Source organism: Roseovarius sp. MS2 (assembly GCF_051447875.1).
Lineage (GTDB): Bacteria > Pseudomonadota > Alphaproteobacteria > Rhodobacterales > Rhodobacteraceae > Roseovarius > Roseovarius mucosus_A.
In genome coordinates this window covers 14,865-33,096 of the sequence record NZ_JBKHVF010000005.1, presented here as the reverse complement: position 1 = coordinate 33,096, position 18,232 = coordinate 14,865, and the positions used below count along the sequence as shown (strand labels likewise).

The following is an 18,232-nucleotide window of genomic DNA, read 5'->3' as shown; positions in this document are numbered from 1 at the left end:
GCTGCGTTGGACCTCACCGCCCCAACCGTTTTGCCCTCTCGGCCATCCGTACCACCTGCGCGCTTGCCGTTGCCGCCGCACTCCGCACAGCTGCGGGTGCCTGCACAGCCCCCCGCCCGATCGCCTCACCCGTCGTGAGCGCACCGATCCGCGCCCTGCCCTTCACGCCGTCGGTATTGAAGATCCCCCGCATGATCCCGGTCGATCCAGCGACCACAGCGGGAGCCGCAGCCACCATCAGGTTTCCAGAGATCCCCCGCACGATCAGTGGTGTTGCCGCAACGAAGCCCTTCGCCAGGAACACCATCACGAAGAACGGGACCAGCGAGCCGATGTTGGTGGCCGAGTTCGGGTCACCGAGCTGGGCCAGCAGCGAATTCGCCATACCGACCACGGTCGAGAACATGGCGGCGATGACGATGGGGTAGAAGGCGTAGCTGATCGTCGTCGAGACCCATCTGTGGAAGAAATCCTTGGTCGCATCGAAGAGCGACAAAGCGATCATGATCGGAGCAAGGCCGAGCATCAGCGTCAGCATCATCTTGGCGAAGATGAGGACGATGCCAGTCATGAAGCCAAGAAGGCTCAGGAGCACGAGGCCGATGCCGCCGAGGATCGCGCCCGTCATCCAGTTCAGATTGCTGCCGATCGCGTTCAAATATGTCGCGAAGCGCTCAATCAGGTTGTCGAACTCTCCCGCGAAATGGGTTGCGCCTGCGCCACCTCCGCCGACGGACGAAACCAGCGCGCCGGCGACATAGTCGAGGCCTCCGATCACGGCGTTGGACACCGCGTTGAAATTGGCCCAGTTGAACGCGAAGAGGCCTATCAGTGTCAGCTTGATCAGGTACCAGAAGAAGCTAGCCCCATCCATGCTGCGGAACTGGAAGGCCATGTTGATGCAGACGCCGATCAACGAGAGCGTGACCATCAGCAGGACGATCGTGCCGGTATTGCTGGCCACAGCCCCGAACTGGGACTCGGCCGCATCGACAAGGAAACCGTCAGCAGTTTCGACCAGCCAGCTGACGACGCTCATTACCAGTTGCCCTGAGCTTCGCAGATGTCCTGAACCGCGTGGCGCAGCTCGTTGCGCTGCTGCCGGATGTCCCGCTGCGCTGACGTATGTTCCGCGGCTGATGCCAGGCGATACCGTTCGTTGAATTCTTCAGAGGCATCTTCCCATGCCGGGAAGCGGACTTCGCAGCCGCAGTTGCCCGTATCGACGATCTGTTCCCATGCGCGCAGTTCGTACAGATCCATCAACGTCAGCGCCTTGTAGGCCTCGCGCGGGTGGACTTCATCCATCCAGGTCGGTCGTGCGGGCCGGTCGTTGCAGGTCCGGTACTGCTGGGGCGTGACGGTCACGGTGAGATCATTCGTGACCTGAGGCGACGTCTGGGCCGCGAGTGGCGCGGCCAGCAGGGTGACAGCTGCGGCGAGGATGGTCTGGCGCATGAGGGTTTCCTTTCGGTTCATTCGGCCGCGACCGTGGGGCGCTCGGCACCCCCGGCTGGACCCGTGTTCTGGTCTGGATGTCTCACCTGCCCCGGCAGGAAGAACTCGGTGATGCCGCGGGCGCCATTATGACGGCCGGCCTGGATGATCACGTCGATCGAGCCTTCGATGTAATCGATCATGTCGGCATAGGTCATCGGAACGTCTGTTTTCAGGGCGGCGATGGCGAGGCGGCGTACGGCAAGTTGGGGAGTCTCGGCGTGAAGCGTGGTCAACGAGCCGCCATGGCCGGTATTGATCGCCTCAAGGAAGGTCATGGCCTCGCGACCGCGGACCTCACCCAGCACGATGCGGTCAGGCCGCATGCGCAGGGTTGAGGCCAGGAGCACATCGGCGCTCCGAGCCTCGGCATCCCGGTCGGCGATCAGCGTCACCGCATTCGGCTGTTCGGGGCGCAGTTCCGCCGCCTCCTCAATGGTGATGATCCGCTCCTCGGGTGGGATCAGCGAGAGGATCTTGCGCGCTGCGACCGTCTTGCCTGTCGAGGTGCCGCCAGAGACGATCATGTTGAGCTTGTTCTTGACGCAAAACCGCAGGGCGGCGTCTATGTCACCCGAGGCCACCACATCGCGCAACGCGGCGTTCCTCTCTCGGCGCAGGCCTTCGAGGCTGCGTTCCTTGCCATAGAGAAACCCGAGTTTGATCGCCTCCAGCGGCAGGGATGAGAAGAACCGCAGCGAGATCGAAAACCCTCCCTCAACAGCGGGAGGTTGAATGACCTGCGCCCGGATTGGACGATCACGATAGAGGATCGAGACCGAGACGATTGGCTTCTTGGTGCTGAGTGTTGTCGATGCGGCCGAGGCGATCTGGTTGCCAAGGTCCTTGATCTCGGTCTGGGTGAGCGGGATGCCGAGCCCTCGCATGAAGTGATCACCCTGAAACTCTCCCCAAACCTGCCCGTCTGGATTGATGCAGATCTCGATCGTGTCGTCGCGCTGCACGGGCGCGCCAAGCCTGTCGAGCGAGGCTTCGAGATAGCTTGCGGCCATGTCAGAAGATCTCCAGGTCGCGGTCGACCATGACCGTGATCCGCGTGCCCTGATCGACATGGATCACCGGACGGATGGCGAGATAATCCTGCATCACGCTTTGGGTGCTGTCGCGCAGATCCGAACCGACATCGCTCGCCACATCGGCGGCCGCCTCGTCATCGATCTGGCCCGCTGCGGCAGCTGGCAGTGCGCCGATCAACGAGATCAGCGCGGCCGAGCCGAAGCGCTGCGCAAAGCGAGTGTCGACAAAACCGGTGGTGCCTGTGCGGCCAAGCTCGTCTCCGCCGAAGGCGCTGATCTCTACGGTCTGGTTGTCAGGTAGAATGATCCTGTCCCAGGCCACCATAACCCGGGATTGTGCCAGCGCCACATCGGAGCGGTATCGCCCGATCAGGCGCGCACCGCGCGGGATCAGGACGCGCGTTCCGTCAAAGGAATGGACATCTTCGGAGACAATGGCGCGAATTGCACCGGGCAGCGTGCTGTCGAGCGCGGTCTCGGTCACCGCCTGGATCATGGTGCCCTGAATAACCGTGTTCGTTGGGTTCACAATTACCTCAGCGCTCGTTACGGGCGCGGGCCGTGCACCGGCGCGCACGAAGGCTTCATCGGCATTCAAGCGCGCAGCCTCAATCGTACTTTCGCGGTCTGTCCCTGCCCCCATCCCGGAAAACGCGATCATGGGCGACGCAATCCGTTCTGCTCGCGCCTCAGCCTCTGCGGCACGGCGCCGCTCAAGTTCAGCCAGCTGCAGTTCCTCCTCGTTGGGGCCGAGATCCGTCGGCGCGGGCGGGGTCAGGCGCGCGACCTCAAGGTCCATGCGCAGTTGGTCAAGTTCACGGTCGCGTTCGGTCAACTGCCGCTCCAGCGTGCGCTGTGCCTCAGCGGAGCCCTCCTGCAGCGCCGCGATCTGAGCCGTGAGGTCTGCGATGGCCTGTTCAGCACCGTTGTCCGATGTCTCAGTCGGGCGTGCCCGCATTTCTTCGAGTTCGGACCTCAATGTTGCAAGGCTTTCCATCAGCGCAAGCTCGGATTCGGTCGGACCGGTCTCCACCGGAGGCGTCGGTGCTGCCTGTGCTACAGGTGGGCGTCCCAGGTCCCCGAAGCCGGGCCCGGAGTTCTGGAACTCCTCGGGGGCCGCAGTCACCATTGGAGCATCCGGGGACGGTTGCAGGGCAGCCCAGGCGAGACCACCGAACGCCGCGAGACCGGCAATCCCAAGGATTGCAGCGCTCGATGATGGGCGTTTGCTTGCCCGTGCTTTAGCGGTGGTGCCCTCAAGCGCCGCAAGCCGTGCGGCAAGATCTTCGGTATCCTGGCTCATGATGTGGCCTCGGTCCCAGCGTCCTGAACACAGACGACAGCTTCACCCAAGCGAAGAACCCATTGCCGGTTCACGCCGGAGACGCGGATCACGCCATCACTCAGGGCCTGGCTATTCACCGCCCGCTCCCTGCCATTGGAATACCGGAAGATCGCCGGGACCGGCGCATTCCGCGCAAAGCGGAAATAGGTGAAGGTGCCGTCATCCCAGATGGCTGTTGGCGTGAACTCTTCCCGGGCGCTGACCGCATAGTTCGCGTTGGGAGCCTCAGCTGCGACCGCCCGGGTAGGCTGAACGCGGCTTTCGGGATAGCGGAACTGCACGACGTAATGCGGGATCTCGCGCGCCTCGACCACGTGGAAGTAGTAGGAGCGGCGGTTCGTGTAGACCGTGATGTTGGTGGCGACGCCCGAGGCGGCGGGCTTGATCGCGAAGGCCCGCCCACCCGGGACACCATCGAACTGGAAGCCCACCGTATCGCCCGCGATGATCGAGCGGATCGTCTCGCCCTCGCCGAACTCGACGGTGGTGACGCGGGTCAGGGTGGTGACGACGCGGTAAACCTGCCCCTGTTCCCAAGTGGCGATCCGGACGCGGTTGTCATGGGGGCCGGGGCGCGGCGTGGTCTCGGCCAGCGCTGCAGGCGCCATGAGCGCCAAGGCACCGGCGACCAGAAGGGCGTGAACGGATCTGAGAACTGGAACAGAGGTCATTCGGAACGGTCCGATCGGATGGCATATTGGGTAACGGTGAAGCCGAAGGGGTTTTGCCAGACGTCGTCGATCGTGCGGGTCCGTTCGGGTTGGAAGGCAAACATCAGCGTGGCGGTGAAGGAACCGTCCTGCGCACCTTGCGGGCTGGTCAGGCGCTTTCTGAGGCGTACCTGCGCGCGGTTCTCGCCGATCAGCGTGATCGAGGCGATCTCGACAGCCATCTCTGCGGCGGGACCGTAGCGAGACGGCGGATAGCTCTCCTGCCCCGAGGTCCACATGGTGCGCATGCTGGCCTCGGCCGCCCCGGTGGATTGCGCCAGCACGCGGCGCACGCGCAGATCGTTGTCGAGCTGGTTGTAGGCCTCGCGATCCAGGATGTAGCGGTAGATCTGCGCCTCGATGATGGCGGGCCGCTCGGCAAGCGAGACCGTTTCGACCGTGGCGTTCGGCAGAGCGAGACCGGTCGCGGGGTCATAGGGCACGACGACGGGCGGAGGCGTCTCGACCATCAGGGCGACAGCAGCGGCCGCAAGGCAGCCAAAAACGCCAAAGCCTGCCCCGCCAAGGCCGATCATCCGCCAGAGCTGCTCCCGGCGCAGTGCGCCGTGGATCAGTTCCTCCTCGACCAGTTCGCGCGTGCTCATGCCTGCCGTCATATCTGGAGCCTTGCTCATGGCGCGAGGCTCGGCAGGGTGAAGTCCATGTAACGGCGCTCTTCGGCGACGGTGGCGGCATCCACCACGCCCGCATTGCCCGCGCCGAGGGTTTGGATCGCTTCCAATTCCCACATGCGTGTCATGGCGATGGCGAGTTCTGCTGTAACGCGGGTATTGTGGTCCATGGAGGCTTTCAGATCCTCCATGTCCGGGATCATCTCGACCAGACGTTCAACCCGCTCGAGGGACTGTTCGGCCTCGGCGTGGCTGTTCTGGGCTGCCGCAGACATCACGGCACCCGTGGTTGCCCGCGTGGCCACTCCTTCTGCACCAGGATTGCCGCTGGTGGCGATCTCGCGCAGCGAGTCTTCGTCGAAGCCTGCACTCGCCAGCGCCTGTTCCATCTGGGTGCGCAGGGGCCCTGCGTTGGGGCCGATCAGGCTCGACCAATCCCCCGCCTGGATGCCCCGGATCAGGCCGGGGATGTCTTCGAAACTGGCCTGCAGGAGGTCGTCGAGATCGCCGCCCATGGCAAGGCCGAGTATGCTGCGCGGCCCGGTCAGTGACGCATACATCTCGTTCAGCTGATCGAGCTGGCCTTGCAGCGTTTCGAGCTGCGCCAGCGCATTGTCCAGAAGATCGGTCTGGATCCCGAAATCCTGCAACATCTGCTGAAGCTGGCGGATTTCCTGGGCAATGTTCTGGGTGTCGACCGTGGGAACGCCTTGTGCGGCGACAGGACCACTGACAGCGAAGGCAAGTGCGGTGGCCGCCACACTTGTGAAAACGGAACGGGTAAATTGCGGGATCACTGCAAATTCTCCTGATTGAAATTCATGTATTGTCGCTCGGCGGCTTGGGCGGCAGCCATGGCGAGTTGTTCCTCGCTGAGCGGCTGGGTGTGGGCGGCCTTGATCCGGGTGCGGATCGCGACCAGCCGGGCCAGCTCGGCCCGGGCATAGGTGTTCAGCGCGATCGCCTCGTGCAGGTCATCGGTCTCCCCGATGCGGGTGATGATATCCTGCACCCGCAGGGCCGCCGCGCGCACCGAGATCAGCGAATAGTCCCCATAGACGCCTGCGCCATGAGCCGAGAGGCTGAAGCTCGCGTTGGCGAGGAGGACCGGGTCGATGGTGCCCAGGGCATCGATGCCACCGACGGCAGCGAGGTAGCTGTTGTACTGCTGCGGGATTACCACGACGTAATGCTGGGTTTCCGCGAAGGGCGGCACGCCACCGTAATTCTGCACATTGCCCGGGCCCGCGTTATAGGCCGCGAGTGCGTGGATGATGTTGCCATCGAACATGTTCAGCATCTGCGCGAGGTAACGCGCGCCGCCGGTGACCTGCAGGTAGGGGTCATCGTAATAGGCCGGGTAGATCCCGAGATCGCCTGCGGTGCCGGGCATGATCTGTGTGAGACCGAAGGCTCCCACGGGTGAGCGCGCCCCGATCTGGAAGCGGCTCTCCTGCCAGATCAGGGCTTGCAGGAGGCAACGCCATTGAACAAGCGAGAGCCCTGCGCGGCTGATGCCCGACAAATTATGAGTGTCGCGGGCCGCGCGGATGATCAACTCCTCGATCCCTTCCCGAGCATCGCCAAACATCCGGGCCGAGGCCGGGTTGTTGTCCTCGGGCGCGTAGAGGCTGGCTGCTGCACTTTCGACGTCGCCCCCAGACCCCTGAACTACCCCCTGCCCCGCCTCTAACCCGGCCACGGTGCCCGCGACATCGCCGGACCCCAGAGACATGGCGTCCATCAGCGACTCAAGCGAGGCGAGTTGCTGGCGTTCGATCTCGGCCAGCTCCTCCTCGCGGGTCAGCCGGTCCTGCTGCAGCGCCAGATCCCGATCGGTCTGCTCGAGGATCGCCTGCCGCTCGGCGAAGAGGCACAGGTCGAAGGTCGGCACGCCTTGGGCGACGGCTGGTCCCGCAGTGGGACCTGCCAGCGCAAGGCCGATCATCGAGAGTGGAAGCCAGGTCCGCATGCGCTTAGCCGCCCGCCCCCACCATCACGAAATCGCACGCCGTGTCTCGCCGCGTGACTTCCGCCCCCATGGTCGAGATCGTCGTCGTGGCGGTTCCCGCCTGCGCGGGCGCATCGCGGAAGTTGAAGCAGTTGGCTTGCGCAGGATTATGCTGTGCACAGGCTGTTAGGGTCAGGCCGAGGCCAAGCAGCACGGTGCTGCGGGTGAGGATACGGGTCATGTCACTCTCCAGAAATCAGGGCGGTCGCGGTAATCCGGGCCGACGAGGTCCTCGCCCTTCTCCATGCCGCCGAGGATGGTCACGAGGGGGCCGAGGGCGCTCAGATCGGCATCGATCACCACTGCGCCGCGGTCATCGCGCACAAGCGCCAGCCGCGAGGCGGAGCCGACACCCAGAAGCACGTCGAGCTCCTTATCGCTGAGGCCCAGCATCGCGTAATCGGCGGCCGAGGCGCGGATGTTGGGCAGAAGCACCTGGGTCGGCACCGCTTCCACGATGGTCTTGCCGGTCCGCGTGCGCTCGAGCTGGCTGGCATATTGGGTCATCATCACGACGACTGCGTTCTGCTTGCGCGCGGTCACCAGCCAGTTGCTAAGCCGCTCCGCGAAATACGCATTGTCGAGTGCCTTCCAGGCCTCGTCGATGACGATGATCGTGGGCTTGCGGTCCTCGATCACCCGTTCAACCCGGCGGAAGAGGTAGGAGAGGACCGCCATGCGTTCCCGCTCGCTCTCGGAATCGAGAATGCCGGTCAGGTCGAAACCTGCCACGTCGCCGTCGATACTGAAGGTGTCGTCCGCGTTCGCACCGAAGATCCAGCCGTAGCGCCCTTCGGATGTCCATTCCTGCATGCGCTCAAAGAGGTCGCCCTCGTCATCGGTCGAAACCAAAAGCGAGGCGAAGTCCGACCAGTTCCGCAGGCCTGCGTTCCCGGCACTGGCATTCTGGCGCACGACCTCCTGCAGCCGATTGGTCTGCACCGGGGTCAGCGGCCGGTCGCGGCGCTCGAGCAGGCTTGCGAGCCAGTCCGCAAGCCAGGCCTGACCACGCGCGTCGATCTCCGTCTGGAGCGGATTGAGCCCCGTGGGCCGTCCCGCCCGTACGGTCGAATAGCTGCCGCCAAGTGCCCGGACGGCCATTTCCATGCCGGCGCGATAGTCGAAGACGAAGAGCCGCGCGCCTGCGCGCCGGGCCATGGTCATCAGGAAGGCCGCCAGCACGGATTTGCCCGAGCCGGGACGGCCGAGGATCAGCGTGTGGCCACCTGTGGGTTCGCGATCCGGTGCGCCCTGTTCGTGGAAGTTGAAGCGGAAGCCGCTGCGTTCGGGTGTCGGAAAGAGAGTAATCGGTACGCCCCAGGGCACCTCCGGCCCGGTCTTGCCAAGGGGCGTGCGGTGGAAGGTGGCGAGATCGGCGAAGTTGTGGTTCGTGATCGCGGCCTTGCGGCTCCTTGCACCAGTGTTCCCGGGATGCTGCGCCATGAAATGCGCCCGCGCCCCGAAAGCTTCCGAAATGAGATTGATCCCGGAGGTGGCGGATATGTTGCGGATCTCGGCCGCGATGTCGTCGAGCGCGGCTTGGGACCGCGCATAGACAGCTACCGTCATGTGGTGCTCGCCGAAGATCAGGCGCTTGGATTCCAGATCGTCCTGCGCGAGTTCCAGCTCCTGCGCGAGACTGACGGCCCCGTCATTGGCAGCCTGCATCAGGCGCAGCTGACGCTTGATCCGGCCTGCCATGATGTTGGCGTTGATCGGCACGAAAGAATGCGTGACCACCATGTCGACGGGCAGGTTCAGCTCGTCGAGCATCAGGCTGTCGGTTTTGGCGGGGTAGTTCTTGACCGCAAAGATCGCGCCCACTTTGTCGCCGACGGCGCCATCTGAAAGCGCGATCGTCGTTCCGCGGAAGGTGACACGAGTATTGGCCACGTCTTCGGCAATCACGCCAAGGGCCGAGCGCGGGAAGAGCGGATGCTCTTCGCCAGTGTTGAGTGATCCGAGAAAGCCTAGAAGCTCGCCGGTGCTCGCGGCCAGCAATCGGGGCTTAAGTTCGTCGAAGGACGACAGCAGAAACCCCACAACCTCGTCGAGCTTCCGGAGCCGGCGGGTCGTGTCGGCCGCGAGGCGCGCGCGCGACGCTCCCAGACCGAACGGCAGACGGCTGCCGGTATCGGGGCGCTTCAGGACCGTCAGGGTCAGGGTCTTGTCGCGTAAGCCTGAGCGGCCAAGATGCGCGCGCCAGCGTTGGTCGATGACGGTGGCGAACCCCTCGCCCGGGATGGGCGGCAAGGTCACATCGACCGCTTTCGAGACCTTGTGCAGGTAGAAGGAAAACTCCGTCCCGACCTGTGCGACGATCCCGGCCAGAAGCCCGCCGATCCGGTCAAGATAGGCGTCCTCGCTCGTTGTGCTGTTCACGCCCTCGAGCCGGATGCATTGCATCAACTCGTTGCCGCGCGTGCGGATCGTGCGGTCGGTGACGAGGCTGACGTAGGGCAGCATCGTCGAGAGCCGCATCTCGCCCTTGACCCATGCGGGCAGCGCCGTCAGCGGATCAAGTGCGTCTGCATCCTGGCCTGCAATTCCATCACGGGGCATAGCTGTCGCCTCCGTGGAGCTTGCGGTTCTTTGTCGGCGGAGTTTCCTGCAACGTTGTCACCAGAGCATCGAGGAAGTTCGGATCCCAGTCCGCGGCCTTCCAGAGCGCCGGCCAGGCCAGCCCCGCGAAGACGGCCACCACCCAGCTCTGCACCCAGAGGAACAGAAGCGTTGAGCCGAAGAGCCAGACCATGGCGTACATGATCGGCAGGCCCATCAGCTTGGGTGGCCTGAGAAGGCCGATGAACACGCGGGACTGGTCAGACATGGGATGAACTCAGGTCGTCCAGATGGCGGCGACGATGGTGGGCGCTGCGGCAATGCCCGCGATCGCGACCACCACCCAGAGCGCTTGGCGGAAATCGAGGATGCCGAAGAGCCAGGAGAGGAACACGCCGATCAGCGCGAGCGTGCCGATCACGATGCCCAACGGGCCGGTGATCGCATCGACGATGCCCTGCAGAAGCGTCTGTACGGGCGATAGGTCGATGCTTTGGGCCAGTGCGGGGCTGGCCAGCACGATCAGGGCCATCGCGCCGAGCGCGACAAAGGAAGATTTGGACGTCACGACAGGTCTCCTCTCAGCCGCTGGAACACGGCTGTCACACGGGCCACATGGCCTTGGGTTTCTCGAAAGGGGGGAATGCCACCATGGCGGGTGACCGCATGGGGACCGGCATTGTAGGCAGCAAGCGCCAGCGCGGGATCGCCGAACTGCTCGAGCATCATCAGCAGGTAACGGGCCGAGCCGTCGAGGTTCTGGGCGATGTCATGGGGGTCGACGCCGAGATCGCGCGCGGTGTCGGGCATCAGCTGGCCGAGCCCGATGGCCCCGACCGGGCTGCGCGCGCCGGGATTATAGGCGCTCTCAACCTCGATATTGGCGCGGTAGAAGAGCGCCCAATCACTGACCGACAGGCCCGCCTGACGCAGGGCGTCATGGCTGCCGTAGCGCAGCGCCGTGGTCTCGATGGCGTGGAGGATTTCGGGGGAGGCGCGGACGGCGCGCGGGGCGACCGTTGCGGCAGCCGTCACATCGCTCAGGGGATCATCATCCCCACGAGACTGCGGTGCTGCAAAGAGAAAGAGACGATCAGGAAGGGGCCCAGTCCGGGCGTCGTCGTCGCCGGTGAACGAGCGCAGGTCGCTCGTGGTCTCGGCCGTGTCGATCAGTCGGCCATCGGGGCTGACCTGGAAGATGAAACCGTCGGCAAGGGCCGGGGGTGCTGAACAAACACCTGTACCCAATGCAACGACGAGCGCAAATGCGCGGTCAGTTGTCCTTGACCAGAACCGGGCCGGTTCCTGGCTCGGGCGTGCGCCCGGGTGCTGCATGGCGCTCGCGGGCGCCTTCGATGAGCGGGATGCTGGCAGTCGTGCAGCCCATGTCGGCAAGGAAGCTGACAAGACCGACAATCGTCTTGAACTCGCGAACCTTGAGATAGCTACGGCTCGTGACGAGCATCTTGTCGTCACGCCCGTCTTCAGCAACGGCACGGATGACCCATGTGCCGTACCAACTGTTGTGGCGCTTTTCGGCGCCATCCTTGCAGACCACCTCGATGAGGTAGTGTTCGGCCAGCAGGCCGCGCAATCCGTCTTCTGTAACCACATTCGGTGCTTCTTCTATCATGGCCTTCCCTTGGGTCCTTTCCTGCCTGAGGTGCAGTACCGGTCCCACGGGTTCGAAACACCGTGGGCGATACAATACAACATAAACGTTAGCAAGACAATAATAACGTCTTGACGAAGATCGCCTTGCTTCGATAAGAGTGATACCCGACAGATCGACAATCTTAAAGGCGGCAAAGGAGTTTTGCCCTGCACATAAACTGTGCGCGCAATATAACCTTGATGCTGCTGATCCTGGGCGTTGGAGCGGCCGGTCCGGCTGCTGCCTGCATTTCCCCTGAGCGACCGTTTCTTCCCCAGTCTCAAGAGGACATGCGCACCTACGCGGATCTGATCCGGGGGGATTTCGAGGCCTACATCGCCGATGTTCAGGACTACTTCCGTTGCCTCGATGAGGAACGCGCGCAGGCCTTTGTCGAGGCCGGGGAGGTGAGCGAGGACTACGGGCGGTTTGTCGAGGCGGTTGAGTGACCGCTAGACGGAAAGGGGTCGGATGGCGCCGCAGCATGGAAAATGCGGCGAGGCGCGAATTGCAACAATAACTCCTTGCTCAAACGAGTCTTTTAAGTGTGTTTCTTATGCGCTTCGGATCGGCTGCATCACCTGAACTGCATAGGCAAGGCGTATAGAGCGACAGGCACTTACTCGCGTTTTATGCGGGAAAATGCAGATAAATCGAGGGTAAGCGCTTGCAATGATCGCGTGGTTTCCACGTCGTCTTGCGTCAGCAAATCGACAAGATCTTCCTGATTTGGTTGCCCCAAGGCGAGGCGGTAGAGCAACCGTTGCGTCTTCAACTTCGCGAACCGATCTATGTCGCGGCTCTGGGGTAGTGCGAACAGGTGCCGCTTGAGGTCCGCGCCTTGCATAGTCCACCACGGGCTAAGGCCAGTCTTGTCATCCGCAAAGGCCTCATCCGCGTTGCGCGCGATTATATCCCATGGCGACAATGTTCGGCCTCGGGCCTGGGCTAGGGCCTGCTCACCGAGTTTGAGGGCAAGCGGCTGTCGTACAGTTAGTCCACCGAAGCGTTGCACCCGGCCCTCGCGTTGCTCCAGATCGACTGGGCTTGAGCAGAGATCCCAATGGCCGAGCCTGTCGCACCAGCTATGGAAATCCAGTCCTTCCTGGCCGACGGAGGTTGTCGCCAAGACGTGCGGCCAAAAGGGCGTGTTGAACGCGCTGCGGATTTCTTCCGAGCGCGCCGGTGGCGGTTCATTGGTATCTTGATCGTGCCGTTGCGTTTCCTTTTCTGTGCCGCCGAACGGCACTGCAGCATGGCAGCGGATTCGGATCTTGTCGCGTTTTTTAGCCCCCTTGAACCCGAATGTACCGACGTTTGCAGCGAGCGCCGCGGACAAATCCTCGATCAGCCCATCGGCATTGACCTTTGATTTGCGCAGCCAAAAATGTTCATCGAGTACCGCTTCAAGGCAGCCGTCGATGGACGCACTTTGATATTTCTGGGTCGCATCCTCCCCCGGCAGGATCGACCAGAATACGGGGCGATCAAGATAGGTTCGCAGCCGCGTCCAGCAGAAGCGCACCAACTGCGTGAAATGCTGCTCGTTGAAGTCAAACAGGCTGGGCAGGTGGCGGTAAAGTGCTCGGCCGACCACAACACCCGGAGCGCCAAGCGCCATATCGACCAAGGCATCGAGTTCCCAGCCGCTGAGCCATGTGATCGCATCGGCGTCTTGGCGTTGTTTGAGTAGCGTTTGGAGCGCCATGTCTTTTGGCGCGACCCGGCTCCAGCACTTCTGAACCGAGTTGAACTCGCGGGCGAGCGGGGCTTTCTGGGCGCGCTCGATCGCAGCGAGGACCGCCCATGCTGGTTTGCGCCGCCGGTTGCTGCGCGCATTCGGTGCTTTGGCCGCAATCGACGCCGGCAGCGATTGAATGATCTGCTGACGCGCTCGGGCTCTGACCTGATTTATTGTCGCTTTCCCCTTCACATCGAGGGGATCAACAGTTCGAACGAGGAATGGGCTGGGATGAAACAGGGCAAGCGTCGGGCCTTGTTTGGGCTTGGGATTGAGGTGCCGTTTCTTCCATGCGGCTGCGTAGAGAAGATTGCCTTTCGCAACGTGCTTGCGTTCGACCTCGAGGCTGACGAGAGCCGCAAGGCTCTGGGGAGTCGCCCTGAACCGGCTGAAGATCAACATCTTGGGGGACTGCGTCACTTTTGTCCAAGGGCCTGAAGGTGCCCACCATGTCAGAGACGGCAGTACCCACGGGAGCGCGAGCGCGTCAGTTGGCACGAGCCTGTTGAGCGCGCGCAGCTTGGCGCTTCCCCAGCCATCTCTTGGCGGCTTGAAGCAATTCGTGACCCCGAGGCGTGGAACACTGCGCGTTGCAGGAAAATCTATGTCGCGAGAGATCTGATACCGATCACCCAAGGCTTGCGCGGGCAGTGGCACGGACAGCCAGTAGGCGATCGCGCTGCTTGCCAGCTTGGGCGATACATGATCGGTGAAGTGTCTATAGACGTCGAGATCATGGGGTTCGATCCTTACGGAGTAGGGTTCGGGTTCTGTTGGATGGTGAAACACTGGACGTTCGGTACGCGACATCAATGGTGTGAGGAGATCCTCCAGACTATGCTTGAGGGATTGCGCCTCCTCGATAGCGGCTTGCCGATTGTCGAGCGGCAAGTGGCCAATCAAATGCAATAGATCACCAAATCGACAAAACTGCGCTTCAGCCTCCGCGCGAATGGTCGAGCCACCCAGGAACTCGATAATCTCAAAAAATTCGAGGTGTGGTGCGGCTCCGGTGCCGTTTTCCCAGCGTTCGGCGTAAAAGCGATAGGGCGTGGCAGACAAGAGGAGGATCGGCGGCGGCGCTTCCCCTTCTTGTCCTTCCAGCAATTGGCGCGCCAGCGGATTATCCTCGCCCGCGTTGAGAAGGTCGCGGTAGCATTGAAACTCGTCGAAAATCACGAGATCGGGAGGCGCGGAATCCAACGCAGCTTGGGCAAGCGCCTTTCGCATCCGGCCCAGGCTCTGACCGTGCTTGCTTGTCTCTATTGCACGCAGAATTTTTTCGCGTGCCGGCTTGCCAAATTCCGCACGTAGCGCACGCCCATAGGCGGCTTTGAAGACACCAGAGACATTGTCGAATTTATCTTGGGCTGCACCGCATGCCCAAGGCCAGCCCGAAGTCGCCCCATATTCGATGTAGCCTTCGGGAAATTCATCCGAAAGCCCCGGATAGAGCTCGTCCACCAACAGTTTGATGAACGCACGCTCGACAGCCTTCCCTCCGTAAAGACGCTGGGAGTTGGAGAATGAGGTCCTTGGCGTAAAAGCGTACAGACGCAGCTTGCCTTTGCGCTTTTCCTCGAAGGGAATGAGTCCGACTCGATCGATGCCTGACAGCGCATGTTTAGCGTCGTCCTTGTCGAGAAATCGCAGCAGCTCAAGCTTGTTCTGGTCGGCGACCTTCAGCCCGCTGGTGATATAATAGACCGTAAACTTGCGTGCCCTATCTGCGAGCGCGGCAAGTGTATCGCGCGCAACAACAGTTTTACCGAGACCCACCTCATCGGCGACAAGAAAGCGACGGAGCGGATTATCGCCCGAAAGGGCTGCGGTAGCCGCCTTAACCGTCGCGGCTTGGAAAGGCATGGATCTAGCGCTCATAACGTGAGCCTGGTCCGTGCGATGGCCCAGATTTGCGCGAGTTCATTCAAGTCTACCTTCTCCGCGTCGCTGAGATTGTCGCCATGCGCGAGAAGTGCGTCGACGTAGGGCGCAAAGTAACGATCGGCACGACCGAACGCCTTTCGATCGCGCGCCCAGGCGGTGAGAATGTCCTCCAGCGTCAGGCGATCATAGCCTTGGCCTTTATGACGCTTTACAGGCGAACGAGTATCTTCATCCCAGTCACCACCGCCAACCGGAAGCGTGTCTCCGCTCAGCATTGCGCGCATCCAGTCGTGGAATGCGCGAAGCCCCATATGACTAGCGAGCGCGGCAAGGTCGCGCTGCTCGTCCAACGGGGGATCGATAACGACCCGCTGCATCCATCGAACGGCGCCGTCCGGGCCTTTGATCTGAACCTGAATGAAAGCGGATTGGTGCGATAGGGGAATAGTTCCGAGATCGAGCCGACTAACGCCGCTTGGCCAAGGCAGAAGATCTCCATTTACGGACCCAGCGTCGAGCTGGTGAGCTTGATATGCGAGCAACGGCGTTGCGCCTGCATCGATCAAGAAGCGCTCGCCGTCGCGCCGCAGGATCGGCTGCCACGAGGCCATTAGCATCTTGCGCGATTCTTCCAACGCGTCAGCCTCGCTCGCATTTGGTGCTGCAGTTGCAGCAAGTTCCTCGATGGAGACTGGCGTTGCCTTCCCGACCAGGAAAACCAAGCCGGACGTGAATGCGTCACCAGCCTCCAGTTCCACCATAACCTCCGAGTTGCGGCCCGCCCACGCACGCTCGGTCGCGTTGGCGCTCCCGATCCTGAAGATCGTCCTTTCGCCTAAATGAAAGCAAACGAGCTTCGCGTGTAAAGCCAGCGGGGACGGCTCAGCATCATCTTCGGTGACAGCCTCATTGCTTGGGAGCGCAACGGCGCTTTTGTCGGGCAGCATATCTGGTGCGGCATAGGCTAGGATTTTTGAGAATGCCTTGAGCGGCTTGCTCGATCGACTGGCCATATCTACAAGAGCTGGCATCGACGAAATCAGCGTTCTGGAACCGTCCGGTCCCCATTTGCCGGCCGTCTTCAGGAACCCGGGCGACAAGAAAGGGCTGATGACCGTTATTCCATCGATCTGGCCGGTGGGCGGCTGTGCGGGAAGCGGAGTATCTTCATCGAGCCCGTTGAGCAGGGAGCGCAACTGGAAGCCTTCTGGGGCCTGCCACCAGATCGCTTCCAGCTGCTCGGCCAAGTGTTCGGCATCGGTACGCGATGCAGCCCGTGCGAGAGTTGCCGCCAGCGCACCAACGCCTTTAAGGCGGCCGCGACCCTTCGCGCGCTTGTTGGTTCCGTCCAGCAGAACGCCAACATCGAGATCCTGCGATCTAGTCAAATTTCGACTGCCGATCCACAGTTTCCAGCGGATTTCCCCTCTAGGACAATCGTAGGCAACAAGGGCGATCTTGGGGTGCCAGCTGCGATCACGTTCATCATGATCCTGCTCGGCGATAAACTGATCGAGGATGCCTGCAATGCGAGGCAGCGCGACTGGTCGCGCGATCCGGCCGCGCTGTATGATGATCCTGACGCGATCACGCAGCGTATCGATCGCTTGGGCGAAATCGACCGCTGTGCCGCTGCCTTTCTCGTTGTTGCGGCCGATCAGTGCCAGCAACGTCGCAGCGACCGCGGAGAGGTCAACCGAATAGGTTGCAAAGAGCGCTAGCCTGACCGTTTCCAGTCGCCCCGGTCGCAGCTCGTCGAGATAGGGTTGGCCGGGCCATGCTTGCCGGTCGCTCATGCAACACCCTCCAGATCGCGCAGCAGGCGCTTTACGTTGCCCCAGCGATAGTGGAGCGGATCGGCTTGCCCATGGTGTTCGCCTTGCCACTCCATGCGGCGATCTACACCGAACTGATTGGCAGCGAGTCGTGCGCGATCGTCCTTCCTGCTCACCTCGGCTCCGGCATAGACATCAAGAAGCGACATGGGATCCTTGCCGCCCGCCCGAACCCAGGCGAAGGTATCCTTCAAGACAGCCTCGACCGGCGGTGGAAGATGCCCAATTTCGTCAAGGAATAGGTTCATATCAAGCCGAGAGGCTTGCTTGCCCCATTGATCGACGGTGTCTTTGAGCGCCGATCGATGCCGATCAGGCTGCGGGCGTTTATCTCTGTTCTCTTTGAGGATCTCGACCAAGGCTGCGTAGATCGCCCTGCCTATCGCCGATAGCGCCGCAGCTTGGCCGGCGCGTTTTAGCATCGGAGCTTCATGGCCGGCCAGAGATACAATCGCTGCGTCCCAGCAATGGTCTGCGCCATCGAGCGGCTTTCCTACCAGTTTAGCCAAGAGCGACGGTTCGCCGGGGTCGTTCGGCGAACGGACGGCGCGCAACTTGCCAGCGATATAGCTTTGCTCCCGAGGAGTCAGGTCGAGGGTCAGTTTTCCATCGCCATCCTCGTTGTACCGCTCGTTCCAGTTTCCCCAGTCCTCCCAATCTGCGGGGGCATCGATCAACCCTGAGATCGGCCAAGCCATTGCCTCAAAAGGTTTGCCGTCGTCGTCGTGGATTGTCCGTTTGCTGGATGAGGCGAGGAGTTTGGCCATATCCGGGCGACCCCAGGGACGACCGTCAGGGCGAGTGCCGATCAGGCCCCACTTGGCGAGCGCAGTCCAATACACATAGGCGGGTGGCTGGCTTATCGCGCGGGGATAAACCTCCCCACCGATCACGCCATCCTTCTCTCCGCCCAGTCCCTCGGCAAATTTGAGTCGTCCGGTCAGTTCGTGTTCGAGATCGGTAAAGGCCAGCGCAAAATCCTTGGGAATCGGGCGCCTCGTTCGCAAGCTCTGATAGAGCCAAGGGATGAGGAGCGCATAACGTAACCGTGTCTGCAGAACCGAGGTCCCTGGAAAGAAATGATCGGCATAGCGCTGGTGGACGATGAGAAAGCCGACCTCGTCGCGCACGCCAGCCTTACCGCCGAACATCATTTGCTCAGCCTGACCGAGTGCTTTGCGCGAAAGAAACGTAAAACCAAAAGATGACACGAGGCCCGCCCCCCTAGACGTGATCGAATCAGAGCATAAATGCCTGCGGATTTAAATGCTTGGTGGCAGCCGCGTACTATTGACTGCCATCGTTCGCTTCTGCATCGCTT

Annotated in this window: 18 protein-coding genes; 1 reads left to right on the top strand and 17 read right to left on the bottom strand. The window is 62.1% G+C overall.

Annotation, left to right across the window (positions count from 1 at the left end; translation table 11 throughout):
* Window positions 1-13: 13 nt before the first annotated feature.
* The 14 genes from ACLGGT_RS21635 to ACLGGT_RS21570 are packed head-to-tail and all read right to left on the bottom strand — an operon-like array spanning window position 14 to window position 11,427.
* On the bottom strand, window positions 14-1,039 hold the full coding sequence (locus tag ACLGGT_RS21635; RefSeq protein WP_437197653.1) for a type IV secretion system protein: 1,026 nt from the start codon (window positions 1,037-1,039) through the stop codon (window positions 14-16).
* Entirely contained in the window at window positions 1,039-1,458 is a 420-nt protein-coding gene (locus ACLGGT_RS21630) for a hypothetical protein (RefSeq protein ID WP_437197651.1), read from the bottom strand. Before ACLGGT_RS21630 ends, ACLGGT_RS21635 begins: the two co-directional genes overlap by 1 nt.
* A 17-nt stretch (window positions 1,459-1,475) precedes the next feature.
* The gene (locus ACLGGT_RS21625) at window positions 1,476-2,510 is read right to left on the bottom strand and encodes an ATPase, T2SS/T4P/T4SS family (protein ID WP_437197650.1); all 1,035 of its coding nucleotides are present in this window, start codon (window positions 2,508-2,510) and stop codon (window positions 1,476-1,478) included.
* A 1-nt stretch (window position 2,511) separates the two neighbouring features.
* A complete protein-coding gene (locus tag ACLGGT_RS21620; RefSeq protein WP_437197648.1) occupies window positions 2,512-3,837 on the bottom strand; it encodes a TrbI/VirB10 family protein in 1,326 nt (441 codons plus the stop codon).
* Complete coding sequence (locus ACLGGT_RS21615) at window positions 3,834-4,550, bottom strand: TrbG/VirB9 family P-type conjugative transfer protein (RefSeq protein ID WP_437197647.1); 717 nt, start codon at window positions 4,548-4,550, stop codon at window positions 3,834-3,836. Before ACLGGT_RS21615 ends, ACLGGT_RS21620 begins: the two co-directional genes overlap by 4 nt.
* Window positions 4,547-5,194 carry a virB8 family protein gene (locus ACLGGT_RS21610; RefSeq protein WP_437197719.1) on the bottom strand — a complete coding sequence of 216 codons (648 nt, stop codon included), beginning with the start codon at window positions 5,192-5,194 and terminating at the stop codon, window positions 4,547-4,549. Before ACLGGT_RS21610 ends, ACLGGT_RS21615 begins: the two co-directional genes overlap by 4 nt.
* Window positions 5,195-5,220: 26 nt before the next feature.
* On the bottom strand, window positions 5,221-6,018 hold the full coding sequence (locus ACLGGT_RS21605) for a type IV secretion system protein (RefSeq protein ID WP_437197646.1): 798 nt from the start codon (window positions 6,016-6,018) through the stop codon (window positions 5,221-5,223).
* The gene (locus tag ACLGGT_RS21600) at window positions 6,015-7,193 is read right to left on the bottom strand and encodes a lytic transglycosylase domain-containing protein (protein ID WP_437197645.1); all 1,179 of its coding nucleotides are present in this window, start codon (window positions 7,191-7,193) and stop codon (window positions 6,015-6,017) included. Before ACLGGT_RS21600 ends, ACLGGT_RS21605 begins: the two co-directional genes overlap by 4 nt.
* Before the next feature lie 4 nt (window positions 7,194-7,197).
* A complete protein-coding gene (locus tag ACLGGT_RS21595) occupies window positions 7,198-7,413 on the bottom strand; it encodes a hypothetical protein (protein WP_437197644.1) in 216 nt (71 codons plus the stop codon).
* Window positions 7,410-9,794 carry a type IV secretion system protein B4 gene (locus tag ACLGGT_RS21590; protein ID WP_437197642.1) on the bottom strand — a complete coding sequence of 795 codons (2,385 nt, stop codon included), beginning with the start codon at window positions 9,792-9,794 and terminating at the stop codon, window positions 7,410-7,412. The genes ACLGGT_RS21595 and ACLGGT_RS21590 overlap by 4 nt, the downstream gene beginning before the upstream one ends.
* On the bottom strand, window positions 9,784-10,062 hold the full coding sequence (locus ACLGGT_RS21585) for a type IV secretion system protein VirB3 (RefSeq protein ID WP_437197641.1): 279 nt from the start codon (window positions 10,060-10,062) through the stop codon (window positions 9,784-9,786). Before ACLGGT_RS21585 ends, ACLGGT_RS21590 begins: the two co-directional genes overlap by 11 nt.
* Before the next feature lie 9 nt (window positions 10,063-10,071).
* Window positions 10,072-10,362 (bottom strand): TrbC/VirB2 family protein, encoded by a 291-nt coding sequence (locus tag ACLGGT_RS21580; protein WP_410304676.1) that lies wholly within the window; start codon window positions 10,360-10,362, stop codon window positions 10,072-10,074.
* The gene (locus ACLGGT_RS21575) at window positions 10,359-11,129 is read right to left on the bottom strand and encodes a lytic transglycosylase domain-containing protein (RefSeq protein ID WP_437197640.1); all 771 of its coding nucleotides are present in this window, start codon (window positions 11,127-11,129) and stop codon (window positions 10,359-10,361) included. Before ACLGGT_RS21575 ends, ACLGGT_RS21580 begins: the two co-directional genes overlap by 4 nt.
* Window positions 11,068-11,427 carry a hypothetical protein gene (locus ACLGGT_RS21570; protein ID WP_437197638.1) on the bottom strand — a complete coding sequence of 120 codons (360 nt, stop codon included), beginning with the start codon at window positions 11,425-11,427 and terminating at the stop codon, window positions 11,068-11,070. Before ACLGGT_RS21570 ends, ACLGGT_RS21575 begins: the two co-directional genes overlap by 62 nt.
* Before the next feature lie 311 nt (window positions 11,428-11,738).
* Here ACLGGT_RS21570 and ACLGGT_RS21565 point away from each other — a divergent pair, with 311 nt between their 5' ends.
* The gene (locus tag ACLGGT_RS21565; RefSeq protein ID WP_437197637.1) at window positions 11,739-11,897 is read left to right on the top strand and encodes a hypothetical protein; all 159 of its coding nucleotides are present in this window, start codon (window positions 11,739-11,741) and stop codon (window positions 11,895-11,897) included.
* 170 nt (window positions 11,898-12,067) lie between these two features.
* Here ACLGGT_RS21565 and ACLGGT_RS21560 read toward each other — a convergent pair whose 3' ends face one another.
* Genes ACLGGT_RS21560 through ACLGGT_RS21550 form a run of 3 tightly spaced genes read right to left on the bottom strand, consistent with a single transcriptional unit; the run spans window position 12,068 to window position 18,122 of the window.
* The gene (locus ACLGGT_RS21560; protein ID WP_437197636.1) at window positions 12,068-15,070 is read right to left on the bottom strand and encodes a helicase; all 3,003 of its coding nucleotides are present in this window, start codon (window positions 15,068-15,070) and stop codon (window positions 12,068-12,070) included.
* A complete protein-coding gene (locus tag ACLGGT_RS21555) occupies window positions 15,067-16,872 on the bottom strand; it encodes a phospholipase D family protein (protein ID WP_437197635.1) in 1,806 nt (601 codons plus the stop codon). Before ACLGGT_RS21555 ends, ACLGGT_RS21560 begins: the two co-directional genes overlap by 4 nt.
* Entirely contained in the window at window positions 16,869-18,122 is a 1,254-nt protein-coding gene (locus tag ACLGGT_RS21550) for a DUF6361 family protein (RefSeq protein ID WP_437197634.1), read from the bottom strand. Before ACLGGT_RS21550 ends, ACLGGT_RS21555 begins: the two co-directional genes overlap by 4 nt.
* Window positions 18,123-18,232 lie beyond the last annotated feature (110 nt).